The following is a 25084-nucleotide window of genomic DNA, read 5'->3' as shown; positions in this document are numbered from 1 at the left end:
GCGTCCGGAAAATTGTCCGGATCACGGCGCCCGGCGCGCCTGAGGATCACTGCGTCACGCGCCTGAGGATCACTGCATCAGGGGCGGGCGGGGCTCCTGGGGCCGCTGCGGTCCCTGGGGGCCCTCCTCGCGAATGACCTCGCCCTGCACGACCTTGCCGTCGGGACGCCGCATACGGGCCTGCTGGAAGGCGTCCTGAAGGCTGCCGGGAGCGGCGGCGGCGTTCATCCTGCGCTCGGCGGCACGGTCCGCGTAGCGGCCGAGGAGGGAACGCACGGGCGGCACGAGCAGCAGCAGGCCGACCGAGTCGGAGATCAGACCGGGGATCATCAGCAGCAGACCGCCGAGCATCAGGAAGCCGTTGCGGTCGCGCGAGCCGGACCGGTCGCCGACGGTCGGCGCGACGCCGGACTGGGCCGCCTCCTGAGCCTGCTGGAAGGTCTCGGTGAGGTTCTTGAAGGCACGGCGTCCGGCCCGCTTGATCACCACGGCGCCGAGAACGGCTCCGCCGACCAGCAGACCGAAGACCGTCAGGCCGCCGACCGCGTTCGCCACCACCGTGAGCAGCCAGATCTCGAGGACCAGCCAGGCCGCGAAGGCCAGCGGGAGGAACGTACGCGCGCGGGAGCGCTTGGGGGCCTGGGAAGGCGGTGCGCCGTTGGTCATGCCCCCCAGTGTGCCTGGCACGTCGCAGGAACGTCGTAAAGGGGAAATCAGCACGAAGGGACGGGATCAGCTCGCGGACTTGCGGCCGATCAGCTTGCCGACCTTGTTCGCACGGGCCGTCAGGCCCCAGCCGGTGACCCGCCACAGGGCCTCGACGACGATGTTGCGGCTCATCTTCGAGTCGCCGATCTCGCGCTCCACGAAGGTGATCGGGACCTCGACGACATGGAAGCCGGCGGCGACGGCGCGGCGGGCCAGGTCGACCTGGAAGCAGTAGCCGGCCGAGGCCACGTCCTCCAGACCCAGCCCCTCCAGGGTCTCCTTGCGGAAGGCCCGGTAGCCGCCGGTGACGTCACGGATCGGCACGTCGAGCATGACGCGGGAGTACAGGCTGCCGCCACGGGAGATGAACTCGCGGGACTTGGGCCAGTTCACGATCCGACCGCCGGGCACCCAGCGGGAGCCGAGCACCAGATCGGCGCCCTTGAGGGCGGTCAGCAGCCGGGGCAGCTCCTCGGGCTGATGGGAGCCGTCGGCGTCCATCTCGACGAGGACGCCGTAGCCGTGCTCGATGCCCCAGCGGAAGCCCGCGAGGTAGGCGGCGCCGAGCCCCTCCTTGCCCTTGCGGTGCAGGACGTGGACGTGGTCGTCGTCCGACGCGATCTCGTCGGCGAACTTGCCCGTGCCGTCGGGGCTGTTGTCGTCGGCGACGAGGATGTGCGCCTCCGGTACGGCCGCCCGTACGCGCGAGACGATCGGCTTGATGTTCTCCGCCTCGTTGTAGGTCGGAATGATCACCAAGGCTCTGCCGAGCGGGCCGTAACGCCTCTGGCCACCGTCGTTCACTGCTGCCCCTTCGGATACATACGCGAACCCCCACCATAGCGATCCCCGGGCGCGGCTCGGGCGCGGCGGGCTGGTTGTGGGTGTCCATGGGGGTGCGCCGACATGGCGCGCGGTGTGCGGATCGGGGCCCGGCGCCCTTCGGGCCGACCTGGAACCCGCTGGCTGCGGGTCGACCGAGAGCCGTTGTCTACTGAACGTCCGGGCCCCACCCGGGTCGCACCCTCCGCCGGAGAAACCTTCCCTCGCCCCCGAGGCGCGGGCGCTGAACCTGGTTCCCGGTAATGGTGAGCCGGTGCGGCACACCATTCCTTGACCCAGCGGCGTTCGACGACTGCGTGGAGGTGAAACCCGGTCGGACGTCCTGTGGTGGACTCGCCGAACCTACCGGCCGGTGGCCGCTCGCTGTCAACACTCGTTTGACCTGCGGAGATGATCGATACTGCCAGGTCAGTGGGGAAGATCCGCAGGTCGTGGACGAGCCGGTTGATCATCGATCGGCGGTACGAAATGTCCCTATGTCACTCGTTCGGCCGGACGAAGACCGTTTGTCCGAACACCACCGTGCGCAGGCAGACCGGGAGTTCACCGCCGGGGGTCAGATCGGGCAGACCGGGCGTTCCGGAGCGCGGATCGGTCGACCAGCGGGCCACCCGGTCGTCGGGCGCCTGGACCACGAGTTCGTCGGCTCGCCAGATCGCGTAGTCGGCCGGGGCGCCGGGGACGAGCGTCCCGGCGTCGTCGCGGCCGACGGCCCGCCAGCCGCCCCGGGTGTGGGCGGTGAAGGCGGCGCGGACGGAGATCCGGTGCTCGGGGGTGCGGTGGAAGGCGGCCGCGCGGACGGTGCCCCAGGGGTCGAGCGGGGTGACCGGGCTATCCGAGCCGAAGGCCAGCGGCACTCCGGAGCGGAGCAGGGCGGCGTACGGGTTGAGGGTGCGGGCCCGCTCGACGCCGAGGCGCTCGGCGTACATGCCCTCCTCGCCGCCCCAGGCCGCGTCGAAAGCGGGCTGGACGGAGGCGGTGAGCCCGAGTTCGGCGAAGGCGGCGATCGTCTCGGGGGTGAGCATCTCGGCATGCTCGACGCGGTGCCGGGCGGCGCGGATCCGGGCGAGGCCGAGCTTCTCGGCGGCGGCCCGGACTCCGTCGACCACGGCGGTGACGGCGGCGTCGCCGATGGCGTGGAACCCGGCCTGGAGGCCCGCCTCCGTGCAGCCGACGACATGGGCCGCGACCGCGGCGGCGTCGAGGTGGGAGAGGCCGGTGTGGCCGGCGTCCGCGTAGGGGTCGTGGAGGCAGGCGGTGTGCGAGCCGAGCGATCCGTCGGCGAACAGGTCGCCGGCCGCGCCGACGGCTCCGAGCGCGCGGGCCCGCTCGATGTCGAGGTCGGCCCAGTAGCCGACGACACGGGGCCCGCCCTCCCCTCGGGCGAGGTCGAGCAGTCCGGTGAAGTCGCCCTCGGAGGAGATCTCGGGGCCGCCGCACTCGTGCAGGGTGCCGATGCCGAGCGAGGCGGCGTGCACGCGGGCCGCGCGCTGGGCCTCGGTGCGCTGCGCGGGCGAGAGGGCGGCATAGGCGGCGCGGCGGACGGCGTGGTGGGCGTCACCGGTCAGCGGCTCGCCGTCGCGGAACCCGGTGAGCTCGCGGATGCCGGGAACGAGGTCGAGCAGGGCGGTGGTGGCGACGGCGGAGTGGACGTCGATCCGGGTGAGGTAGAGCGGCCGGCCGCCGGTGATCCGGTCCAACTCGTCGCGGTGCGGCGCCCGGCGCTCGGGCCAGCGCGAGGCGTCCCAGCCGTGCCCGATCAGGATCCGGTCGTCGGGGCGGGCGGCGGCGTAGGCGCGGATCCTCTCCGTCACCTCGGCGAGCGACGCGGCGGAGGACAGGTCGAGGCCGGTCAGCGCGAGACCGGTCGCCGTGGTGTGCACGTGCGCGTCGACGAACGCGGGGGTCACGAGCGCGCCTTCGAGGTCGATCACCTCGTCCACGCCGGAGGCGAAGGCTTCGGCCGCGCCCTCCGAACCCACCCAGGCGACGTGACCGCGCTCCACCACCATGGCGGTGGCGAAGGGGTCGGCCGGGCTGTGGACGTCTCCACCGCGCAGCAGGACGGTGCGGTGCTCGCTGTCAGGAAGGGTCTCGCTCATGGTGACCAGGCTAGATGCGCGGCGGTACCCGGCCGAACGCCGGGCCCGCGGCCCCCGGTCCGCTGTCGCGCCTAGACGCGCGGCGGCCGGGCTTCGTACGGGGTCGACAGGACGACCGTGGTTCGGCTGGAGACGCCGGCCTGGGAGCGGATACGGCTGAGCAGGTGCTCCAGCTCCAGCGGGGTCGCGACACGCACCTTGAGGATGTAGTTCTCGTCGCCGGCGACGCTGTGGCAGGCCTCGATCTCCGGGATGTCGGCGAGCCGGTCCGGGGTGTCGTCGGGGGCGCTGGGGTCGAAGGGTTTGACCGAGATGAAAGCGGTCAACGGCAGCCCGACGGCCTCCGGGTCCACGACGGCGGCATAGCCCCGGATGACCCCGCGCTGCTCGAGCCGACGGACGCGCTGATGTACGGCCGAGGTGGACAGGCCCGTGGCCTTGCCCAGGTCGGTGTAGCTCATGCGCCCGTCCCTGACGAGCAACTCGACGATCTGACGATCCAGCTCCTCCATGCGGTCAACCTATTGCCCCGGGGTGCCATCGGCACAGCCGGGGGCCCTTCGACAAGGGCATCAATGGGCATCCTCGGGGCACCTGCGACAGGCATGTGACGAAGACCACAGGTTTGCGGCCAGCTCGTTCGAGACCTCACGGTTATGCGCCCGGCCGTATGGGAATTGCTTGCTGTGGTCGAGGCCATCCGAACGTGGTCGACCCACCCGAGGGGGAGATTCTCCATGCAGGAGCCTGTTGATTCGGTCGAGACGACCGACGAGCTCGACGCCTACGACACCTTTGAGATGTATCGGGTGATCTGCCCGGACTGTGTCCAGCCGATCGCGCTGCTCGCGGACGAGGACGTGCTGCCGGAGCACGCGCTGTGCCCGACGCCGTGGAACCCGTTCGTGCTGACGGTCTGCGCCGGCACCGGCCGGGCCGCTGCCGACGCGCGCCCCGCGGACGACACGCTGGAGGTCCAGGAGCAGGACACCGCGCTCCTGCTGACGCTCCCTCAGGGTCTCGACTGGCGGACGCAGCCCTTCTCGCACGTCGGCGGTCCGGGCTCGCGTCCGATCAAGGTCCCGCAGATGCGGCGCGCGGCGTAGCGACGTCTACCAGTAGCTTCCCCGCACCATCGCCGCGAGCGTGGCGTGGTGCAGGATCAGGCTGTCCGGGTTCTCCGGCACCTGGACCTCTCCGAAGTGCGCCTGGCGGTACGCGACTCTGAGCATCACGATCGCGTGCCGCAGCGCCGCGTAGAGGGTGTGGAAATCCATGTCCCGCGGGGTGTGGCCGGTCAGGTCGGCGTAGCGCCGCTCGACCGCGTCACGGCGCAGGAAGGCGGGCAGCCCGGGCTGGCCGAAGCTCACGGTCAGATCCTGGAAGAAGCGGTGCAGATAGACGGTCCAGCCGAGGTCGACCTCGCGCGGGGCGAAGGCGGCCATCTCCCAGTCGAGCACGGCCGCCGGCTGGAATCCGTCGTAGACGATGTTCCCGATGCGGGCGTCGCCCCAGTTCAGGACGGCCGGGCCCTCGTCGGCGGGCCAGTTCGCCTCCAGCCAGTCGAAGGCCGACTCGATGAGCGGGGAGGGCGCGAGCCCTTCGACCACCCAGGCGTAGTAGGCGCGTTGGGCGTCGACGTGCCGGCGCAGGGGGCTGCCCGTCCCCTCGGGCAGGAGGAACTCCGCCTCCTTCGCCGGGAACTGGTCGTGGAGCCGGGCCAGCACCGAGACGGATTCGGCCTCCAGGTGGGCGCGCTCGGCGTCGTCGGCGGAGTGCAGCCAGTTCCCCTCGTACGTATAGGGCATGACGTCCGGCGGGACCCTGCCCTCGGCGCGGGCCATCACGAAGAACGGGGCGCCGAGCGGCCCCGGCTCGGGCTCCAGCCACAGCACGCGCGGCACGGGGACGTCGGTGTGCTCCCCGACCAGGCTCATCACCCGGTGCTGCCGCTCCATGTCGTAGACGGGAAAGATCGTGTACGCGGCGGGGTCGGCGGCCAGCCGCAGGGCGCAGCCGCGCACCGGGGCGTCGGGGTGGTCGATGTCGAAGAGCAGGGTCTCGCTGGACATGCCGTTGGAACCGGGCACGGCGAGGCCGGTGACCCGGGCGCCGGGGAGGATCGGGTCGAGCCAGCCGCTGAGGCGACGGCCGAGCTCCTCGGGGTCACGGGTGGAGGTGCGGGGGCGGGGCGCGGTGGCCATGTGCAAGCTCCTTGTCTTCGGGGCTCGGTCAGCCGGCGGTGGAGGTGTAGTCGGCGAAGCCGCTCGGGTCGTGGCGGCCGAAGGAGCCGTGCTCGAAGATCCCGTATCCCGTGCGCCCGTCGAGCGTGAAGCGGGCCGCGTGGTCGGTGACGCCGAAGGCGGCCATGGGGTGGGCCGCCGGGTCGGAGAGGTCGTAGACCCTGCGGTCGGTCCAGTCGCGGCCCTGCCAGGTGCCGTGCTGCCAGTCGCTCGCGGGCGGGTAGCCGGCGCCGACGGCGAGCGGCGAGGAGGCCAGGATCTCGACCTCGACCTCCAGGGGCTTGCCCGTCGGGTCGGCGAGGTGCACGACGGCGCGCTCGGGGTGTCGGGTGCCCGGCCGGTAGGTGATGTCCGTGCGGGGCCAGCCGAGTTGGGTGTCGCGCTGCCCTTCGCGTACGACCACGGCCTCGTTCAGGGTGCGGTAGCCGTCGGCGTCCTCCTGCGCGATGACCATGACGAAACGGTCGTCGAAGCGCATGGGTATCCAGAGCCAGTGGAAGCCCTCGGGCCGGAACTCGTCGGCGCGGCCCGGCTCCTCGCCGGGGATGGGCCGGACACCCCAGCTGCGGTCACGGGTGCCGGTCCACTCCTCCGGGGTGACGGTGAACTCCTCGCCGCCTGCCCGGATGGTGCCGGTGCAGTGGCCTGCCTGGACGAAGCGGCGTCCTTCGAGGGTGAGCCGGTCGCCCCGGCGCTGGGTGTGGTGGGGCTCCCAGACGGCGGGGAAGTCCCCGGTCCAGGTGAGGTCGAAGGAGAGCCCTTCGGGGTCGGCGGGGTCGGGATCGCAGTGCAGTGTGAGCGTCTTCAACGGTTCGTCGACGGTGATGCGCAGCGGGCCGACGGCGAGGTTCATCCGGTCGTCCCCGAGGGCGTCGGACGCGCGTACGGCATGCAGCCGGTCGCCGGTACGGAGCGTGGCGTAGGCGTCGATGACCCCGGTGTTGGGGTACACGCCGAGCCCGGCGATGAGCAGGGCGCGGCCCCGGTGGTCGAAGACGTGGAAGATGCACCGGTCGTAGGCGTTGCGATCGCCGCTGACGTGGTGCTTCATCGAGAGCGGCGCCTGGTGCACCGGGTACTCGTCGAGCGCGACGGGCCGGTCGTCGACGTGCCGATCCTCGGACATGGCTGACCTCCTGGTCGGCGAGCGGGATCTGACGGTAAGTCAGAAAGCTTGCCGAGGGCCAGAGTCGTGCGGCACCGGATCGATCCCGGGTAGCTCCCGAACTCCCGCTCGATTCAGTCCGGTGGTGACCCCCGGCGGGCCGGGCGCGTTGGGACAGGCATGACCTCGCTGTACACCACCCCGGTCGGGAGCGGACGGCGTCGGCTCGCCGAGCCGCGCATTGAAGAATCGGTTCCGCATCCGAGTGCGCACCTGGCCGACCCACCCATCTACAAGGCGCTGCTCAGCCAGTGGGCCAGCCACGGCCGGACGCTTCCGGGCCGCAGCGACCAGGAGTGGAACCGGCTGACGGCCGCCCCCGTGTGGGCGGACCGCACCGTACGCGTGAGCGGGGTGAGCGGCACCCTCGTCAGCGGGTCTCTGGTCCGACAAGGTGCCGCGCGATGACCATCCGCTGGATCTGATTGGTCCCCTCGACGATCTGCAGCACCTTCGCCTCTCGCATGTAGCGCTCGACGGGGAAGTCAGCGGTGTACCCGTAGCCGCCGAGCACCTGCACCGCGTCCGTGGTGATCCGCATGGCCGCGTCCGTGCAGAAGAGTTTCGCCATCGCCGCCTGCCGCCCGAAGGGCCGTCCCTCGTCCCGCAGCCGCGCCGCCTCCAGATACAGCGCACGGCCCGCCTCGATCTGCGTCGCCATGTCCGCAAGCAGGAAGCGGAGCCCTTGGAAGTCGGCGATCGGCCGGCCGAACTGACGCCGCTCGCCGGCGTACGAGACGGCCTGGTCGAGTGCCGCCTGCGCGACCCCCACCGCGCAGGCCGCGATCCCGAGCCGCCCGGAGTCGAGGGCGGAGAGCGCGATCGTGAAGCCCTGCCCCTCCTCCCCGATGCGGTGGGTGTCGGGGATCCGCACCCCGTCGAGGTGGAGCTGCGCGGTGGGCGAGCCCTTCATCCCCATCTTCCGCTCGGGCGCGGCCGCGCTCAGCCCCGTGGCGTCCCCGGGGACCAGGAACGCGGTGATCCCCTTCGGCCCCTCGACGCCGGTGCGTGCCATGACCGTGTAGAAGTCGGCGACTCCGCCATGGGTGATCCACGCCTTCGTACCGGTGAGAACCCAGTCCTCGCCGTCCCGGACCGCCTTCGTGCGGAGCGCGGCCGCGTCGGAGCCCGAGGCCGGCTCCGAGAGGCAGTACGCGCCGAGCAGGCCGCCGCCCAGCATCGTCGGCAGATGCGCGGTGCGCTGGTCCTTGGTGCCGAAGTTCGCGAGTGCGTGGCAGGACAGCGAGTGGACGCTGACGCCGAGACCGACGGTGAGGCGGGCTGCGGCGAGCTCTTCGAGCACCTGTAGGTAGACGGCGTAGGGCTGGTCGCCGCCGCCGTACTCGGAGCCGTACGGGAGTCCGAGCAGCCCGGAGGCGGAGAGCAGCGAGAAGACCTCCCGGGGGAAGTGGCCCGCGTCCTCCTCCTCGGCGGCGCGGGGCGCGATCTCCCGCTCGGCGATCTCACGGACCAGGGCGAACAGGTCCCCGGCCTCCTCGGTGGGCAGCCGGCGTTCCACGGTCTGCGGGGCGCGGTCGGGCATGGCGGCGCACTCCTCCCTCTCGGGCGCTGCGACGGCGTGCGCGGGTGGCGCGGTGCCGCCGGTGGTCACTGCTGCGCCGATGCTGCCCCCGGCGGATCGCACTCGGGGGCGCCCGGCGCCCGTGGCGCAGGGAGTATGCCCGTTCGGCGGCCTCCGGTCACACGGGGGCGCGCCTCAGGGCCCTTGCCTCGGGAGGCGAGGTCACATCAGTCCGGCCCGGGTGACGAACACGGCGAGGACGACGACCAGGGTCCAGCCCAGGACGTGCTCGAGGATCTTCGGCCCGTTGTCCTTGGGACCGCCGGTACGGGCGCGGGAGCAGTCGGCGGAGTGGGTGGTGGCGCTCATGGCCACCACAGTGCCAGCGGCAGCGACCCCGGGGTAGAGACGTTCCTCACGCCCCGGGGCGCGCCGGTCCCGCGTCAGCGGACGCCGACGGCCGCCAACGCCTTGCGCTGAGCGGGTGTCGGCCGGTCGGGGAAGTAGAGGTAGCAGACCCCGCCTGTGCCGGAGACCACTTTCCCGCTCGCGTTGTACCGCTTGGTCCGCAGCCAGATGTTCTCCCACTCGCGGCGCCGGTAGACCCTGCGCACGGCCTCGTTGCCGGGTGAGGCGGGGTCGTTGGCGATCACGTCGCCGTCCGCGGTGAAGCCGATGACGGTCATCAGATGGCCGGAGGTGCCGTAGCCGGCGCCGGTCAGCTCCTCCTTGAGGAAGGACTGTGACGTTATGGCCGGGATCCCCGCCCGGATCAGGGTCTCCAGCTCCGTGAGCGAGCGCAGCCGGGTGACGACGGCGTTCATGTCCCGGTAGGTGGCGGCGTAGGCGGCGTTGAAGGGCCAGTTGCCACAGCCCTCGTACTGGTGGTCGAAGGTGAACCTGGCCGCGTGGCAGACCTGCGGGTCGGCGAAGTCCGGGTTCACCCAGGCCAGGTCCTCCGCGCTGGGCCTGCGGCCCCAGTACTCCACGATCATCTGCGAGGAGGTGGGGCTGCACCATGCCTCGCCGCCGTTGTCGTACTCGGGGTACTGGCCGACGTGGATGTTCTGCGAGTAGCGCGGGACGGCGAGCTCGCGGTCCAGGCCGGGGGTGGAGGCGGGGACGGTGAAGCGGTCGGGGATGTCGGAGGCCATCGCGCCGAGCCGCCACACCGTCGGGGTCAGGTCCGTGCCCGGGGTCCGGTGGAGGGTCAGGCGCAGCTGGTACGAGACCAGGCGCAGCCCGCTCGTCGCGTCGTCGACGGAGAAGGTGTCGGTCCAGATGGAGCTTCTGCCGTCGCTCTGGTCGTCGACCGAGGTCCGCTTGATGTCACGGTCACCGGCCGCCCAGCGGCCCATGACGAACCAGGGGGTGGCGCCGCCGTCGCCGTAGGTGCCGCGCAGGTCGATCTGGATCCAGGTGCCGGGCGGGGTGTCGGCGTTCCAGGAGGCGATGACCTCGGTCGCGGGGACGGTGGAGGTGTGGACCGGGGACGTCCAGCTCGCGTACTCCCAGGTGGAGGTGGTGTCGGTGTGCGGGTCGGTGTAGTCGAGTCGGCCGGCGGGGGTGGCGATCACGAGTCCGGGCCGGTGGCCGGCGACGGCCCGGGTGCCGGCGGAGCCGCCGCAGCGCCAGTCGGTGTACGAGGTCCAGAAGCGGTTGTCGACGAGGCCGGGAGCGGCCGCGGCCGCCGCCGGGGCGTCCGCCTCGTCGCGGGCCCGGGCGGTCGCCGGGGCGGCGGAGGCCGCGGCCGTTCCCGCGGCGGCCGCGAGCGCCGCGGCGAGGACGGTTCTGCGCGGGGTGGAGCTGGTCATGGGCGGTGACCCCCAGTCGAGAACGGTTGAGACGAACGGACGGGGCTGCGGTGGCGCGTGAGGCACGGATGCGGGTCGAGTGCGGTGCCGGGCGTGGACCACTATCGCGGCTCGCGGAGGGCTTCTGCCAGCGATTCGACCCGCGTCGCCGCACCAATATTGGTCTCCACCACTGGCGGCGCCACGCCCCTGACCTGCGACGAACGGCCTTCGCCTACGCTTGCCTCCATGACCGATCCCGACCGCGCCGCCGACGCGCTGCGCAGCCTGCCGCCCTCCTGCGGGCCGGTGCGGCTGGTCGCGGTCGACGGTCACGCCGGCTCCGGCAAGTCCACCTTCGCCGCCCGCCTCGCCGCCCGGCTGGTCGCGCCCGTCCTCCATCTCGACGACCTCGCCACCCACGAGGAGCTGTTCGCGTGGACGGACCGGATGCGGGAGCAGGTCCTCGCGCCCCTCTCGCGGGGCGAGGCCGCTCTCTATCACCCGTACGACTGGAATCTGCGGACCTTCGGCCCGCCTCGGGAGCTGCCCCCGGCGCCGGTCGTCCTCGTCGAGGGTGTCGGTGCGGGCCGGCGCGCCATGCGGCCGCATCTCGCCGCGCTGCTCTGGATGGAACGGGGCCCCGAGGAGTCCTGGGTACGCGGCCGGGACCGCGACGGACCGACGCAGTCCGCTTTCTGGGACGGCTGGACGGTGGCGGAGACTCGCCATTTCGACGCGGACCCTTCGCGGCCCTTCGCCGACACGCTGGTACGGGAGTGGCCTGAGGGGTACGAGTGGCTTCCTGGGCCCTCTGTGGCAGCCAGCCCGAACCACATCCTCACGGAGCGTGATGGTTCCCGCCTCCGGAAATGAGTAGCCGGAAGCCCACTTCCGCAAGTGCCTCAACTCACCTTGACCCAAGGGGCGTACAGGTCTTACGTTCTCAATGTGCGGCTTTTCGAAGTCGCCGCAGACGCGAAGCCCCCGGTTGTTCCCCCGTGATCGGGGGCTTCGTTCTGCCCCGATCATCCCCTTTCTCCGGCCCCTCTCCGACCCCGATGCTCACCCAGGGTCACGGCTACCGGATCATGTACTTCTCCTTCGTCGCGCACGCTCTGTGCAGGTACGATGCCCCTCGGTGGGGTCATATCCCGTCCACGAGAAGGCGGTTCTGTACGGCTTCCGGCGGGAACCCGCCCGCCGGGACAGCAACGGGGGCACGTTTTGTGGGGGACCCGATGGACATCGGCACGCAGGGCGGACAGGCCCCGGCCGAGCTCGCCTGGCTGCGGGGAGTCGACGCCTACACGATGGGCGCCTATCCGCAGGCGGAGGAAGAGTTCCGAACGGCGGTACGCGTCGATCCCGGCATGGCGGACGCCTGGCTCGGGCTGCACGCGCTGCGCGTGGACACCACCACCGCGCTGCTGCGGATGTACCGCAACCGCGACCGCTTCGGAGAACAGCGCGCCCGGCACCGCCGGACCCTGAACTCCTGGTACTGGCTCGGCTGGTGGGTGCAGCCGGTACTGGAGAGCCCGCGCGATCTGCTGCTCGCGCATGCCTCGCACTGGCTGGACGGACGCCATGTGCCGGAACTGGACCGGGCGTTGGCGGGGCTGCCGCCGGTCGACACCGATCCCCAGGTCCGCTTCCTGCACGCCTGCCGGTCCTATCTCGTCAAGGACTGGGACCAGTTGGTCCGGCACACCGAGTCGCTGGTCGACGATCCCCTGCTCGGCATCGAGGCGGGACTCTTCGGTGGAATGGCCCGGGTGCGCCTGGAGATGTTCGGCCAGGCGGAGCCGCTGCTGTCGGCGTCGCTGATGAGGTGCCGCAGCGAGCAGCCGCAGCGCAAGGAGCTGCGCTACTGGCTGGCCCGCGCGCACGAGGGCACCGGACGGAGCGCCGCCGCCCTGCCGCTCTACCGGGCGGTGCACCGCATCGACCCGGCGTTCATGGACACGGCCGCCCGGCTCGCGGCGATCACCGAGTACGACGGCTTCGAAGGCCCGGACGACCCGGCGGGGCTCGCCGCGGTGACCCTCGGCGGCGTCGGACAGGACACGGCCGACGCGACACAGACCGACCCCGAGGGGACCGCCTCCGACGCGCTGCGGCTGGGCTCGGAGCCCGGTCCCCCGCCGGCTCCGGGCGGGCCTCCCGAACCCCCGGACGTCGTACGGCAGAAGGCGGTCATCCCCCTGCAGCCGGCGCCGCCCCGCTTCCCCGCCAGCCCCACCGACCCGGCGCTGCTCGCCGAGGCGCTCGCCGAACTGGAGCGCATGGTCGGGATGGAGCCGGTGAAACGGCAGGTCAAGGCGTTGTCGGCACAGCTGGAGATGGCCCGGCTGCGGGCCGGTCAGGGTCTCCCCGTCCAGCCGCCGAAACGTCACTTTGTCTTCTCCGGCCCCTCCGGCACCGGGAAGACCACGGTCGCCCGGATCCTCGGACGGGTCTTCTACGCCCTCGGACTGCTCGGCGGCGATCATCTGGTGGAGGCCCAACGCGCCGATCTGGTCGGCGAGTTCCTCGGCCAGACCGCGGTCAAGGCGAACGAGCTGATCGACTCGGCGATCGGCGGAGTCCTCTTCGTCGACGAGGCGTACTCCCTCTCCAACACCGGCTACAGCAAGGGTGACGCGTACGGCGACGAGGCCCTTCAGGTGCTCCTCAAGCGCGCCGAGGACAACCGGGACCACCTGGTGGTGATCCTGGCCGGCTACCCCGAGGGCATGGACCGGCTGCTCGCCACCAACCCGGGGCTGTCCTCGCGTTTCACGACCCGGGTCGACTTCCCCTCGTACCGGCCGCTCGAACTGACGGCGATCGGCGAGGTGCTGGCGGCGGCGAACGGGGACTGCTGGGACGAGGAGGCGCTGGACGAACTCCGCTCGATCAGCGGCCATGTCGTCGACCAGGGCTGGATCGACGAGCTCGGCAACGGCCGCTTTCTGCGCACGCTGTACGAGAAGTCCTGCGCCTACCGGGATCTGCGGCTGTCCGGCTATCCGTGCACCCCGACGCGCGACGATCTGGCCACGTTACGCCTGGCCGATCTGATGCAGGCCTATGGCGAGGTCCTCTCGGGCCGCGGACCGACGACCCGGAGGCCCCAGGAGCCACCGGGCATGTGACGGCGGTCGGTGGCCCGCCGGACGCGTACGCCCGGCGGGCCGCTGTCAGCCCGCCAGCGCCTGGGCCGAACGCTCGGGACGCTGTTCGCCGAGCGGCACGGCGGTGAGCACCTCGGTGCGATGCGCGGAGTCGCGGACCTCACCGACCAGCGTCTCCAGCACGTCCTCCAGTGCGACCAGCCCGAGGACGCGGCCCGATCCGTCCGCGACCTGTGCGAGGTGGGTGGCCGCCCGGCGCATCACGGTGAGGGCGTCGTCGAGCGGAAGCTCGGCCCGGACCGTCGCCATGGGGCGCCAGATGTGCTGGGGCACCGCCCGTTCCCGCTCCTCCAGGTCGAGCACGTCCTTGACGTGCACGAAGCCCATGTACGTCCCGCGCCCCTCGGCGCAGACCGGGAAGCGCGAGTAGCCGGTGCGTACGGTGAGCTCCTCGATCTCCCTCGGTGTGACGGACGGGGTGACCGTGACCAGGGTGGCCGGGGCGATGAGGACGTCCGTCACCGGGCGGCTGCCCAGTTCGAGGGCGTCCTCGAGCCGCTCCTGCTCCGCCGGGTCGAGCAGCCCCGCCTGGCCCGCGTCCTCGACCAGCCGGCCGAGCTGCGCGCTGGTGAAGACCGCCTCCACCTCGTCCTTGGGCTCCACGTGGAAGGCCCGCAGCACCAGTCGGGCGCAGGCGCCGAGCGCTCGGGTCACCGGCCGGCAGATCCGGGCGAATCCGACCAGACCGGGACCGAGCCACAGCGCGGTCCTCTCCGGGGCCGCCATCGCGAGGTTCTTCGGGACCATCTCGCCGATGACGAGGTGGAGGAAGACGACCGCGGCGAGCGCCAGGACGTACCCCAGGGGATGGATCAGCCCGGCGGGCACGTGGACGGCGTGGAAGACCGGTTCGAGGAGGTGCGCCACGGTCGGCTCGGCCACCGCGCCCAGGGTCAACGAGCAGACCGTGATGCCGAACTGGGCGGCGGCCATCATCTGCGGCAGGTTCTCCAGGCCGAAGAGCACCTTGCGGGCCCGCTTGCCGCCGAGCGGCTCGATCTGGCTGCGGCGTACGGAGACGAGCGCGAACTCGGCGCCGACGAAGAAGCCGTTGGCCACCACCAGCAGGGCGGCGAACAGCAGTTGGACCACGCTCATCGGACGGCCTCCGGCACCAGGGGCAGTTCGGCGGTCCTGACGATCCGTACCCGCTCCGCGCGGTAGCGGTCCACCTGCCGCACCGAGAGCCGCCAGCCCGGGAGTTCGGCCCGGTCCCCGGGCGCCGGGATGCGTCCGAGGAGATCCGCGACGAGCCCGGCGACGGTCTCGTACGGCCCGTCGGGCACGTCGAGGCCTATCCGGTGCAGGGTGTGGACCCGGCAGGAGCCGTCGGCCTCCCAGGCGGGCCGGCCGTCCTCGGCGGCCACGGCGGCCAGCTCGGGCCGCTCGTCGGTCGCGGTGTCGTGCTCGTCGCGGACCTCGCCGACGAGCTCCTCGACGATGTCCTCCAGGGTGACGACCCCGGCCGTGCCGCCGTACTCGTCGACGACGACGGCGATCGGCTGCTCCCGGCGCAGGCGCTCCAGGAGCGCCTGCGCGGGCAGGGTCTCGGGGACGAGCAGCGGCGGTACCGCGATACGGCCGACCGGGGTGCGCAGTCGCTCGTGCAGGGGCACGGCGAGCGCGTCCTTGAGGTGGACCATTCCGACGATCTCGTCGATGCGTTCGCGGTAGACGGGGAAGCGGGAGAGTCCGGTGGCCCGGGTGAGGTTGAGGACGTCAGCCGCGGTGGCGTCCGACTGGAGCGCGCTCATCCGCACCCGCGGGGTCATGACCTGCTCGGTCGTGAGCCCGCCCAGGGACAGGGTCCGTACGAAGAGGTCGGCGGTGTCCTGTTCCAGCGTGCCCGCCCGGGCCGAGTGCCGGGCCAGCGAGACCAGCTCGCCGGGGGTACGGACCGAGTCCAGCTCCTCGGTGGGCTCGACGCCCAGGAGCCGGACCAGCCGGTTGGCGACCCTGTTCAGCAGGGCGATCACCGGCCGGAAGGCGGACGCGAAGAGGTGCTGGGGACCGGCCACGAACCGCGCCACCTGGAGCGGGCGGGAGACCGCCCAGTTCTTGGGGACGAGTTCGCCGATCACCATCTGGACGGCGGAGGCGAACAGCATGCCGATCACCACGGCGACGCCGGAGACGGCGCCCTCGGGCAGTCCGGTCGCGGTGAGGGGACCGTCGAGGAGCTGGGCGAGGGCGGGCTCGGCGAGCATTCCGACGACGAGCGAGGTGATCGTGATGCCGAGCTGGGTGCCGGAGAGCTGGAAGGACAGCTCGCCGAGGGACTTCACGACGGTGCGGGCGCGCCGGTCGCCGGCGGCCGCGGCCCGTTCGGCTTCGGGGCGTTCCACGGTGACGAGGCCGAACTCGGCCGCCACGAAGAAGCCGTTGGCGAGGATCAGGAGGAAGGCTGCCGCGAGCAGCAGAAGCGGGATGATCATGCCGCCGCCTCCGTGGAGGGGGCGGCGCAGGTACTACCGGACGATCCGTCCATTGCCGGAGGGAGTCACTCCTCGGGTCGCAGGGTGGCCCCGCGGGCCGCGGCAGCGGCCCTGCACATGCGAGGCGGTGGTGCCGCTCGGCACCACCGCCTCCAGAGTAATCACGCCGACCCCGCCGAGGGCAGGGGGTCGGCCCCCGTTCGGGGGACGCGCGGGCCCGTCGGGCTCAGCTCGCGTCGGCTCCGGTGCCGCGGCTGTCGGCCAGCGCGCGCAGGGCGCGGGCGTCACGAATGGCCTGCTCCCTGGCGATGCCGGGCTGGATGCCCAGCGCGGGCAGGCTCGTGCCGTCGCTCAGGTCCAGGAAGACCCAGGCGTCGCCCGGCCGCAGGTTGACCCGCAGGATCTCGGCCCACGCGAGTCGGCGCGTCCGGGTGATGTTGACGACGGTGACGCCGTCGTCGTCGGCGACGACCTTGGGGCGGCTGAGCATCGTCAGCACTCCGAGGAAGAGGGCCGCGGTGAGGATGAAGCTCGCGCGCTCCCCCGGCCCCAGCTTCTCCAGCATCATCGCGACGGCGGTGATCACGACGAACATCACCGTCCCGATCGTCAGCAGGACCGCTCGGGTTCGGGCGGGCCGGAAGGTGACCGGAAGGGCGGGGACGGGTGCGTCGGACATCGGTTCGTCGTTCCTTCGTGCCTGCGGGAGGGTCAGAGGCGGCAGGCGTGGATGGCCGTCGTCAGGATGGCGCGGGCACCCAGCTCGTACAGGTCGTCCATGATCCGCTGCGCCTCCTTCGCCGGGACCATGGCGCGAACGGCGACCCAGCCCTCGTTGTGCAGGGGGGAGATCGTGGGCGACTCGAGGCCCGGGGTGAGGGCGACGGCCTGCTCCAGGTGCTCGGCGCGGCAGTCGTAGTCCATCATCACGTACGACCGGGCGACCAGGACGCCCTGGAGGCGGCGCAGGAACTGCTGGACCTGCGGCTGGTCGGCGTCGGCGCCGTTGCGCCGGACGACCACGGCCTCGGACTTGAGGATCGGCTCGCCGATGACCTCCAGGCCGGCGTTGCGCAGGCTGGTGCCGGTCTCGACGACGTCGGCGATGATCTGCGCGACACCGAGCTGGATGGCGGTCTCGACGGCGCCGTCGAGGTGGACGACGGAGGCGTCGATCCCCTGGTCGGCGAGGTGCTTGGCGACGATGCCCTCGTAGGAGGTGGCGATCGTCATCCCGTGGAAGTCCTCGGGGCCGTTCGCGGTGCCGGGCCGGGTGGCGTAGCGGAAGGTCGACCGGCCGAAGTTCAGCGGGAGGATCTCCTCGGCGTTGGCGCCGGAGTCGAGCAGCAGGTCACGGCCGGTGATGCCGATGTCGAGCTTCCCGGAGGCCACGTAGATCGCGATGTCCTTGGGGCGCAGGTAGAAGAACTCGACCTCGTTCTCGGGGTCGATGACCACGAGCTCCTTGGACTCCTTGCGCTGCCGGTAGCCGGCCTCATGGAGCATCGCCGACGCAGGTCCGGACAGTGAACCCTTGTTGGGGACGGCGATGCGCAGCATGGGATGAGCTTCCTTTGCCTGAGAGTGTTGGGGAGGGTGAGTGACGTATGCGCTCAGAGGTGGGCGTAGACGTCGTCGAGGGAGATCCCGCGGGCGACCATCATCACCTGGACGTGGTACAGCAGCTGCGAGATCTCCTCGGCGGCGGCTTCCTTGCCCTCGTACTCGGCGGCCATCCAGACCTCGGCGGCCTCCTCGACGACCTTCTTGCCGATGGCATGGACGCCCTTGTCCACCAGTTCCGCGGTGCGGGAGGTGGCCGGGTCGCCGTTCTCGGCCTTGAGCTTGAGCTCGGCGAAGAGCTCTTCGAAGGTTTTGTTCGCCATGATGGTCCTAAGAGTACGGGGTAAGGGTCGCGTACTTAGCGCCAGGGTTCGCTGACCGTGCGCAGCGTCGTCGCGGTGGCGACGGCGGCGGTGACGGCCTCGTGGCCCTTGTCCTCGCGGGAGCCTTCGAGGCCGGCCCGGTCGAGGGCCTGCTCCTCGTTGTCCACGGTCAGGACGCCGAATCCGATGGGTACGCCGGTGTCGATCGAGACCTGGGTGAGGCCGTGGGTGACGCCCTGGCACACGTACTCGAAGTGCGGGGTTCCGCCGCGGATGACGACGCCGAGGGCCACCACGGCATCGTAGCCGCGACCGGCGAGGACCTTCGCCACCACCGGCAGCTCGAAGCTGCCGGGGACGCGCAGCAGCGTCGGCTCGTCGATGCCGAGCTCGTGCAGGGCCCGCAGGGCTCCGTCGACGAGTCCGTCCATGATCTTCTCGTGCCACTGTGCCGCGACGACCGCGACCCGGAGGTCGCCGCAGTTCTTCACGCTGAGGACGGGTGCGCCCTTGCCGCTCATGTCTCTCCTAGCTCGGTACTGATCGCTGACTTACTGGTTGCCGCAGGTGGACGCGGTCTCCGTGTCCAGCCAGGGCAGGTCGTGCCCCATCCGGTCCCGCTTGGTGCGCAGGTAGCGGAGGTTGTGCTCGCCCGCCTGGACCGGCATGGCCTCGCGGCCGTCGACCTTCAGGCCGTGCCGGGTGAGGGCGGTGATCTTGTCGGGGTTGTTGGTCATCAGCCGCAGGCTGCGGACCCCGAGGTCGCCGAGGATCTGCGCGCCGGCCGCGTAGTCGCGGGCGTCGGCGGGCAGGCCCAGCTCCAGATTGGCGTCGAGGGTGTCGCGGCCGCGCTCCTGGAGCTCGTACGCCCGCAGCTTGGACAGCAGTCCGATGCCGCGGCCCTCGTGGCCGCGCAGATAGACGACGACTCCGCGGCCGGTCTCGGTGATGCGGTCCATGGACGCCTGGAGCTGCGGGCCGCAGTCGCACCGCAGCGAGTGGAAGATGTCGCCGGTCAGGCACTCGGAGTGGACCCGGACCAGGACGTCCTCGCCGTCGCCGATCTCGCCGTGGACGAGGGCGACGTGCTCGACGCCGTCGACGGTGGAGCGGTAGCCGTACGCGGTGAAATCGCCGTGCGCCGTCGGCAGCCGGACCTCGGCCTCGCGGCGGACCGTCGGCTCGGCGGAGCGGCGGTACGCGATGAGGTCCTCGATCGAGATGATCGTGAGGCCGTGCTTGCGGGCGAACGGGACCAGCTCGGGCAGGCGCAGCATCACGCCGTCCTCGCCGGCGATCTCGACGATCGCGCCGGCCGGGCGCAGGCCCGCGAGGCGGGCGAGGTCGACGGCGGCCTCGGTGTGGCCGTTGCGGGCCAGGACGCCGCCGGGCTTGGCGCGCAGCGGGAAGATGTGGCCGGGGCGGACGAAGTCACTGGGCTCGTGCTCGCCGCTCGCCAGCATCCGCAGCGTGGTGGCGCGGTCGGCGGCGGAGATGCCGGTGGTGACGCCGTGGGCCGGCGCCGCGTCGACGGAGACCGTGAAGGCCGTCCGCATCGACTCGGTGTTGTGCTCGACCATCTGCGGGAGCTCGAGGCGCTCCAGCTCGTCGTTCTCCATGGGGGCGCAGATCAGGCCCCGGCACTCGCTCATCATGAAGGCGACGACTTCGGGGGTGGCCTTCTCGGCGGCGATGACGAGGTCGCCCTCGTTCTCGCGGTCCTCGTCGTCGACGACGACGACGGGGCGGCCCGCGGCGATGTCGCGGATGGCCTGCTCGACGGGGTCGAGAGAGAGGTCGGTGACGTCCCAGATGGAATCCTGGGGGGTTGCGCGATGCGCGTCGGGCTGGGCGGTGGCGGGCGTCTGGCGGGCACTCATGCCGTGGCTCCTTCCAGAGCGGTGGTGGTGCGCGTCCGGAGCCACCAGTCGCGCATGCCCCAGATGACGAGGGCGAAGTAGATGACGTACACGAGGCCGGAGAAGGCGAGGCCGCTGTTGAAGGCGAGGGGGACGCCGACGAGGTCGACGAGGAGCCAGGCGAACCAGAACTCGACCAGGCCGCGGGCCTGGGCGACCATCGCGACGAGCGTGCCGACGAAGATGTACGCGTCGGCCCACGGGCTCCAGGAGAGCGACGGGTAGAGGGTGAACAGGCCGCCGACGGCGAGGGTGCCGAGGACCGCGCCGGCGAGGAGCAGTCCGCGCTCCTTCCAGGTCGCGAAGCGGACGGCGATGGAGCCGTCCTGGGCCTGCTGCTTGCCCCGGTTCCACTGCCACCAGCCCCAGGCGGCGACGCCGATGACCAGGAGCTGCTTGCCGACGCCGCCGCTGAGGTGGGCGGAGGCGTAGGCGCCGACGAGGATGACGCCGGAGAGCAGCTGCGCGGGCCAGGTGAGTATGGAGCGCCGCCAGCCGAGCGCGAGGGCGATCAGACCGATCGTGTTGCCGATCATGTCGGACCACATGATGTGCTGACCGAAGGCGGTGAAGGCCTCGGAGTTGAGCCAGCTCACTTGACGTTCTCCTTGGCGTTCGGGCCGAGCAGCCGCTCGACGTACTTGGCGATCACGTCCACTTCGAGGTTGACCGGGTCGCCGCTCTTCTTGATGCCGAGCGTGGTCAGCGCGAGGGTGGTGGGGATGAGGCTGATGGTGAACCAGTCGTCGGCGGCCTCGACGACGGTGAGGCTGACGCCGTCGACCGTGATGGAGCCCTTCTCGACGACGTAGCGCGAGAGGTGTGCGGGCAGGGCGACCTTGACGATCTCCCAGTTCTCGGACGGGGTCCGGTCGAGGATCGTTCCTGTGCCGTCGACGTGTCCCTGGACGATGTGTCCGCCGAGGCGGTCGCCGACGGCCATCGGACGCTCCAGATTGACGCGGGAGCCGACCTCGAGGGCGCCGAGCGAGGAGCGCAGAAGCGTCTCCTCCATCACGTCGGCGGTGAACTCGCCGCCGCCGAACTCGACGACCGTGAGACAGACACCGTTCACGGCGATGGAGTCCCCGTGCTTGGCGCCTTCCGTGACCAGGGGTCCACGCAGGCGGAAGCGGGAGGCGTCGGCCAGCTTCTCGACGGCGGTGACCTCGCCCAGTTCTTCGACGATTCCGGTGAACACGGTCAGGCTCCCTTGAGGGTCGCGGTGATACGGAGATCGGGTCCGACGCGCACGGTCTCGGTGACGTCGAGCCGCAACGCTTCGGTGATGGTGGTGATCCCGGCGTCGGCGAGGGCGTTCGGGCCCGCGCCGAGGAGGACGGGGGCGAGATAGCCGACGACCTGGTCGACGGCTCCCGCGGCGACGAAGGCGCCGGCCAGGGTCGGCCCGCCTTCGAGGAGGACGGAGCGGACGCCCTGCTGGTGGAGCTTGGCGAGGAGTTCCGGGATGTCGAGGCCGCCGCCGCCGGGGGCGCGGGACAGCCGCCACGTCTCGGGGAAGTGGGCGGTGTCCTCGGGGAGGACGTCCTCGGCCACGGCGATCACGGTGCGGGCCGCGTCGTCGAGGACACGGGCGCCCGGCTTCACGGCACTCGCCTCGGTGTCGACGACCACGCGCAGCGGCTGGTCGGCGCCTTCGATGCCGCGTACGGCCAGGTGGGGGTCGTCGGTGCGGGCGGTGCCGGAGCCGACGACGACGGCGTCGGACTCGGCGCGCAGCCGGTGGACGTCGGCGCGGGACTCGGCGGAGGTGATCCAGCGGGAGGTACCGTCGGCGGCGGCGATCCGGCCGTCGAGCGTGGCGGCGTACTTCCAGCGGACGAAGGGGCGGCCGAGGCGTACGGAGGTGAGCCAGGCGATGTTGCCTGCCTCGGCCTCGTCCTCCAGAAGACCCTGCTCGACCTCGACGCCTGCCGCGCGCAGGGTGTCGGCACCGCCCGTGGCCTGCGGGTTCGGGTCGCCGACCGCGTACACGACCCGGCTGATCCCGGCCTCGACGAGCGCCTGGGCGCAGGGGCCGGTGCGGCCGGTGTGGTTACAGGGTTCGAGGGTGACGTAGGCGGTGCCGCCGCGGGCGCGCTCGCCGGCCGCGCGCAGGGCGTGGATCTCGGCGTGCGGGCCGCCGGCGCGCTGGTGGAAGCCCTCGCCGACCTGCTCTCCGGAGGCGTCGAGGATGACGCAGCCGACGATCGGGTTGGGGCTGGTGGAGCCGAGACCACGGGCGGCGAGCGCGATGGCGCGTCGCATGGCGGTGATGTCGGTCGGCTCTGCCACCGGGTCCTCCTGCCTCTTCGGGCACGGACTCCGGGGCCTGTCGATGACGACAGAGAGCGGGTACGACGCTACGCACAGGGATGCCAAGGCCGGGCATACCGGTCGCCGACGAGGACGACCAGCGGCGATACGGCCGAAGCGCCCCCTTGAAGGGTCGCCCGCCGCGCACTGCCTCCCATCCGGACTTTCACCGTCGGTCCAGGAATTTCACCTGGTCAACCGGCCGCTGGCTGCGGACGGGTCGCGGACTATACCGCCGGTTCGGAATTACACCGACCCCGGAGTGCGCTGCTGCTGATACAGGGCCAGTCTGCCACGCCCGCTCGTCGGCCATGCGGGTGAGGCCCTGTGGGCTGGCTCACAGCACCCCCCGGACCCCCTCTTTGGTCCAGACCTATTGACGCACTGGTCTAGTCCTCTTAATCTCCGTGTCACCTCCGAGGTACGGCCCGCCGGTGTGCGCACTCCACGGGCCCAACACGACCCACCCGTTTGTTCGTTGTGTTCTTTCACCTCCCCAGGAGGAACCGATCGTGTTGTCCCCCACGAAGACGAGAGCCTCGCTGCTCGCGTCCGGCGCGGCCGTCGCCGGGCTGCTGATCAGCTCCCTCGCCGGCGGTGTCTCGCATGCAGCCGACAACGAGAGCTGTCGCCCGGACGGGCTGTACAAGACCCCCGGCGTCGACGTCCCGTACTGCTCGGTCTACGACACCGAGGGCCGCGAGAAGATGGGCGCGGACCACCAGCGCCGGGTCATCGGCTACTTCACCGGCTGGCGCACCGGCAAGAACGGCGAGCCCGCCTATCTCGCCAACAACATCCCGTGGGACAAGATCACCCACATCAACTACGCCTTCGGACACATCGGCTCCGACAACAAGCTCTCCGTCGGCACGGACGGCCCGAACAACGCGGCCACCGGGATGACCTGGCCCGGTGTCGCCGGGGCGGAGATGGATCCGGCGTACGCCTACAAAGGCCACTTCAACCTGCTCAACAAGTTCAAGAAGCAGCACCCGGACGTCAAGACGCTGATCTCGGTCGGCGGCTGGGCGGAGACCGGCGGCTACTTCGACGACAACGGAAGCCGCGTGAACTCCGGCGGCTTCTACTCGATGGCCACCAACGCCGACGGTTCGGTCAACCAGGCCGGGATCGACACGTTCGCGGACTCGGCCGTCTCGTTCATCAAGAAGTACGGCTTCAACGGCGTCGACATCGACTACGAGTACCCCACGACGATGAAGGACGCCGGAAACCCGCTCGACTGGCAGCTCGCCAACGCGCGCCGCGCGGGCCTCGTCCAGGGCTACGCGGCCCTGATGAAGACGCTGCGCGAGAAGCTCGACCGGGCCGGCGCCGCCGACGGCAAGCACTACATGCTGACGGTCGCCGCGCCCTCCTCCGGCTATCTGCTGCGCGGCATGGAGACCTTCCAGATGCAGAAGTATCTGGACTACGTCAACATCATGTCCTACGACCTGCACGGCGCCTGGAACGAGTACGTCGGCCCCAACGCCTCGCTCTTCGACGACGGCAAGGACGCCGAGCTCGCCGCCGCCGGGGTCTACGGCTCCCAGCAGTACGGCGGCGTCGGCTACCTCAACACCGACTGGGCGTACCACTACTTCCGCGGCTCCATGCCGGCCGGCCGGATCAACATCGGCCTGCCGTACTACACCCGCGGGCACAAGAACGTGCAGGGCGGCACGGACGGTCTGTGGGGCAAGGCGGCGGCGACCACCTGCCCGGCCGGCGCGGGCCTGACCAAGTGCGGTGACGGCGCCGTCGGCATCGACAACCTCTGGCACGACAAGGACACCAACGGTGCCGAGTCCCCGGCCGGCTCCAACCCGATGTGGCACGCCAAGAACCTGGAGAAGGGGATCGTCGGCGACTACGTCACGCAGTACGGCTTCCCCGCGAACACCACGCTGACCGGCACCTACGCCCGCAAGTACGACTCGACCCTGGTCGCGCCGTGGCTGTGGAACGCGCAGAAGAAGGTCTTCCTCTCCACCGAGGACGAGCAGTCGGTGGCCGCCAAGGCCGACTACGTGGTCAGCAAGGGCATCGGCGGCACGATGGTCTGGGAGATGGCCGGCGACTACGACTGGAACGCGGGCAAGGGCCAGTACGAGATGGGCGACACGCTCACCTCGCTGATGTACGACAAGTTCAAGGCGGCCACCCCGTACGGCGCGAAGAAGTCGAACGCCGCGCTGCCGACGCGGGCCGTGAACGTCGGCGTGGAGTTCACCGAGTTCAAGCTGGGCGACTCCAACTACCCGATCACCCCGAAGATCAAGATCACCAACAACACGGCCACCGCGCTGCCGGGTGGCACGGAGTTCCAGTTCGACTACGCGACCGCGGCTCCGGGCAACGCCTCCGACCAGTCCGGCTTCGGTACGAAGGTGATCAGCAGCGATCACACGGGCAACAACGTGGGCGGCCTGAAGGGCGACTTCCACCGGGTGTCGCTGAAGCTTCCGGCCTGGCAGTCGCTGGCCCCCGGCGCGACGGTGGACCTGGCGTTCAACTACTACCTGCCGGTGTCCACGCCGTCGAACTGGACGGTGAACATCAGCGGCACGACGTACGCGCTCGCCGGTGACCTGGCGCGCGGTACGACGGTCGTGGAGCCGGGCGGCTCGACCCCGACCCCGACCCCGACGCCGACGCCGACGGGTCCGACGCCGACCCCGACGGGCCCGACCCCCACGCCGACCGGCAGCACCTGCACCGCCCCGGCCTACGTGGCGGGCACGGTGTACAACGCGGGCAACGAGGTCTCCCACAAGGGCCACAAGTGGAAGGCCCAGTGGTGGACCCAGAACGAGGAGCCGGGCACGACCGGCGAGTGGGGCGTCTGGAAGGACCTCGGCACCTGCTGACGTCCTGAGCTCCGCACGAACGCCCGGCGGCGGAACTCACGGCCCTTGCCGCCGCCGGGTCCCCACCGCGCCTTCGCCGCGGCCCGCGTGTGCGGGC

General features: G+C 71.3%; 24 protein-coding genes and 1 riboswitch. Of the genes, 5 read left to right on the top strand and 19 right to left on the bottom strand.

Annotated elements, in window-relative coordinates; translation table 11 throughout:
• Window positions 1-69: 69 nt before the first annotated feature.
• The 4 genes from fxsA to ACFQ7Q_RS31785 form a co-directional block, all read right to left on the bottom strand.
• Window positions 70-666 carry an FxsA family membrane protein gene (gene fxsA / locus ACFQ7Q_RS31800; protein ID WP_383561198.1) on the bottom strand — a complete coding sequence of 199 codons (597 nt, stop codon included), beginning with the start codon at window positions 664-666 and terminating at the stop codon, window positions 70-72.
• 66 nt (window positions 667-732) lie between these two features.
• Entirely contained in the window at window positions 733-1512 is a 780-nt protein-coding gene (locus ACFQ7Q_RS31795; protein ID WP_383561196.1) for a polyprenol monophosphomannose synthase, read from the bottom strand.
• A 518-nt stretch (window positions 1513-2030) separates the two neighbouring features.
• Entirely contained in the window at window positions 2031-3653 is a 1623-nt protein-coding gene (locus tag ACFQ7Q_RS31790; RefSeq protein ID WP_383561194.1) for an amidohydrolase, read from the bottom strand.
• Between the two features lie 71 nt (window positions 3654-3724).
• Window positions 3725-4165, bottom strand: coding sequence for an Lrp/AsnC family transcriptional regulator (locus ACFQ7Q_RS31785; protein WP_137990589.1), 441 nt, complete (start codon window positions 4163-4165; stop codon window positions 3725-3727).
• A 225-nt stretch (window positions 4166-4390) separates the two neighbouring features.
• On the opposite strand from ACFQ7Q_RS31785, the gene ACFQ7Q_RS31780 reads away from it, so the two are divergent.
• Window positions 4391-4759: a hypothetical protein gene (locus tag ACFQ7Q_RS31780; RefSeq protein ID WP_383561192.1), complete on the top strand. Its 369-nt coding sequence runs from the start codon at window positions 4391-4393 to the stop codon at window positions 4757-4759.
• Window positions 4760-4765: 6 nt separating this feature from the next.
• Here the strand turns inward: ACFQ7Q_RS31780 and ACFQ7Q_RS31775 are convergent, their stop codons facing one another.
• Both ACFQ7Q_RS31775 and ACFQ7Q_RS31770 read right to left on the bottom strand, forming a co-directional pair.
• The gene (locus ACFQ7Q_RS31775; protein ID WP_383561190.1) at window positions 4766-5857 is read right to left on the bottom strand and encodes a phosphotransferase family protein; all 1092 of its coding nucleotides are present in this window, start codon (window positions 5855-5857) and stop codon (window positions 4766-4768) included.
• Between the two features lie 28 nt (window positions 5858-5885).
• On the bottom strand, window positions 5886-7022 hold the full coding sequence (locus tag ACFQ7Q_RS31770; RefSeq protein ID WP_383561188.1) for a hypothetical protein: 1137 nt from the start codon (window positions 7020-7022) through the stop codon (window positions 5886-5888).
• A 159-nt stretch (window positions 7023-7181) separates the two neighbouring features.
• Here ACFQ7Q_RS31770 and ACFQ7Q_RS31765 point away from each other — a divergent pair, with 159 nt between their 5' ends.
• Entirely contained in the window at window positions 7182-7469 is a 288-nt protein-coding gene (locus tag ACFQ7Q_RS31765) for a hypothetical protein (RefSeq protein WP_383561186.1), read from the top strand.
• Here the strand turns inward: ACFQ7Q_RS31765 and ACFQ7Q_RS31760 are convergent.
• The 3 genes from ACFQ7Q_RS31760 to ACFQ7Q_RS31750 form a co-directional block, all read right to left on the bottom strand.
• Window positions 7432-8604, bottom strand: coding sequence for an acyl-CoA dehydrogenase family protein (locus ACFQ7Q_RS31760; RefSeq protein WP_383561184.1), 1173 nt, complete (start codon window positions 8602-8604; stop codon window positions 7432-7434). The two genes, ACFQ7Q_RS31765 and ACFQ7Q_RS31760, sit on opposite strands and share 38 nt — an antisense overlap.
• A 201-nt stretch (window positions 8605-8805) precedes the next feature.
• Window positions 8806-8952 (bottom strand): SCO1431 family membrane protein, encoded by a 147-nt coding sequence (locus ACFQ7Q_RS31755; protein WP_383561182.1) that lies wholly within the window; start codon window positions 8950-8952, stop codon window positions 8806-8808.
• A gap of 74 nt (window positions 8953-9026) precedes the next feature.
• On the bottom strand, window positions 9027-10397 hold the full coding sequence (locus ACFQ7Q_RS31750) for a peptidase C39 family protein (RefSeq protein ID WP_383561180.1): 1371 nt from the start codon (window positions 10395-10397) through the stop codon (window positions 9027-9029).
• A gap of 228 nt (window positions 10398-10625) precedes the next feature.
• Here ACFQ7Q_RS31750 and ACFQ7Q_RS31745 point away from each other — a divergent pair, with 228 nt between their 5' ends.
• The gene (locus ACFQ7Q_RS31745) at window positions 10626-11252 is read left to right on the top strand and encodes a uridine kinase (protein WP_383561178.1); all 627 of its coding nucleotides are present in this window, start codon (window positions 10626-10628) and stop codon (window positions 11250-11252) included.
• A gap of 365 nt (window positions 11253-11617) precedes the next feature.
• Entirely contained in the window at window positions 11618-13516 is a 1899-nt protein-coding gene (locus ACFQ7Q_RS31740) for an AAA family ATPase (protein WP_383561177.1), read from the top strand.
• A gap of 45 nt (window positions 13517-13561) precedes the next feature.
• Here ACFQ7Q_RS31740 and ACFQ7Q_RS31735 read toward each other — a convergent pair whose 3' ends face one another.
• From ACFQ7Q_RS31735 to ribD, 10 genes are all read right to left on the bottom strand, one after another.
• On the bottom strand, window positions 13562-14653 hold the full coding sequence (locus ACFQ7Q_RS31735) for a hemolysin family protein (protein WP_383561175.1): 1092 nt from the start codon (window positions 14651-14653) through the stop codon (window positions 13562-13564).
• Complete coding sequence (locus tag ACFQ7Q_RS31730; RefSeq protein WP_383561173.1) at window positions 14650-15990, bottom strand: hemolysin family protein; 1341 nt, start codon at window positions 15988-15990, stop codon at window positions 14650-14652. The genes ACFQ7Q_RS31735 and ACFQ7Q_RS31730 overlap by 4 nt, the downstream gene beginning before the upstream one ends.
• Before the next feature lie 226 nt (window positions 15991-16216).
• Window positions 16217-16669: a PH domain-containing protein gene (locus ACFQ7Q_RS31725; protein ID WP_383561171.1), complete on the bottom strand. Its 453-nt coding sequence runs from the start codon at window positions 16667-16669 to the stop codon at window positions 16217-16219.
• Window positions 16670-16701: 32 nt separating this feature from the next.
• A complete protein-coding gene (hisG, locus tag ACFQ7Q_RS31720; protein ID WP_329122939.1) occupies window positions 16702-17550 on the bottom strand; it encodes an ATP phosphoribosyltransferase in 849 nt (282 codons plus the stop codon).
• Between the two features lie 53 nt (window positions 17551-17603).
• The gene (locus ACFQ7Q_RS31715; RefSeq protein ID WP_053643769.1) at window positions 17604-17876 is read right to left on the bottom strand and encodes a phosphoribosyl-ATP diphosphatase; all 273 of its coding nucleotides are present in this window, start codon (window positions 17874-17876) and stop codon (window positions 17604-17606) included.
• Window positions 17877-17911: 35 nt separating this feature from the next.
• Window positions 17912-18397 (bottom strand): 6,7-dimethyl-8-ribityllumazine synthase, encoded by a 486-nt coding sequence (ribH, locus tag ACFQ7Q_RS31710; protein ID WP_329122935.1) that lies wholly within the window; start codon window positions 18395-18397, stop codon window positions 17912-17914.
• A 30-nt stretch (window positions 18398-18427) separates the two neighbouring features.
• Window positions 18428-19756 (bottom strand): bifunctional 3,4-dihydroxy-2-butanone-4-phosphate synthase/GTP cyclohydrolase II, encoded by a 1329-nt coding sequence (locus ACFQ7Q_RS31705; RefSeq protein WP_383561168.1) that lies wholly within the window; start codon window positions 19754-19756, stop codon window positions 18428-18430.
• Window positions 19753-20343 (bottom strand): nicotinamide riboside transporter PnuC, encoded by a 591-nt coding sequence (locus ACFQ7Q_RS31700; protein ID WP_383561202.1) that lies wholly within the window; start codon window positions 20341-20343, stop codon window positions 19753-19755. The genes ACFQ7Q_RS31705 and ACFQ7Q_RS31700 overlap by 4 nt, the downstream gene beginning before the upstream one ends.
• Before the next feature lie 44 nt (window positions 20344-20387).
• A complete protein-coding gene (locus ACFQ7Q_RS31695) occupies window positions 20388-20996 on the bottom strand; it encodes a riboflavin synthase (protein WP_383561166.1) in 609 nt (202 codons plus the stop codon).
• Window positions 20997-20998: 2 nt separating this feature from the next.
• On the bottom strand, window positions 20999-22063 hold the full coding sequence (gene ribD, locus ACFQ7Q_RS31690) for a bifunctional diaminohydroxyphosphoribosylaminopyrimidine deaminase/5-amino-6-(5-phosphoribosylamino)uracil reductase RibD (RefSeq protein ID WP_383561200.1): 1065 nt from the start codon (window positions 22061-22063) through the stop codon (window positions 20999-21001).
• 188 nt (window positions 22064-22251) lie between these two features.
• A riboswitch (FMN riboswitch) is annotated at window positions 22252-22381 on the bottom strand.
• A gap of 242 nt (window positions 22382-22623) precedes the next feature.
• Between ribD and ACFQ7Q_RS31685 the strand changes: the two genes are divergently transcribed.
• Window positions 22624-24987 (top strand): chitinase C-terminal domain-containing protein, encoded by a 2364-nt coding sequence (locus tag ACFQ7Q_RS31685; protein ID WP_383561164.1) that lies wholly within the window; start codon window positions 22624-22626, stop codon window positions 24985-24987.
• Window positions 24988-25084: the final 97 nt, after the last annotated feature.

The organism is Streptomyces sp. NPDC056527 (assembly GCF_042794475.1).
Lineage (GTDB): Bacteria > Actinomycetota > Actinomycetes > Streptomycetales > Streptomycetaceae > Streptomyces.
Note: the sequence above shows the minus strand (reverse complement) of the source record. Positions and strands in the feature narration are given on the sequence as shown.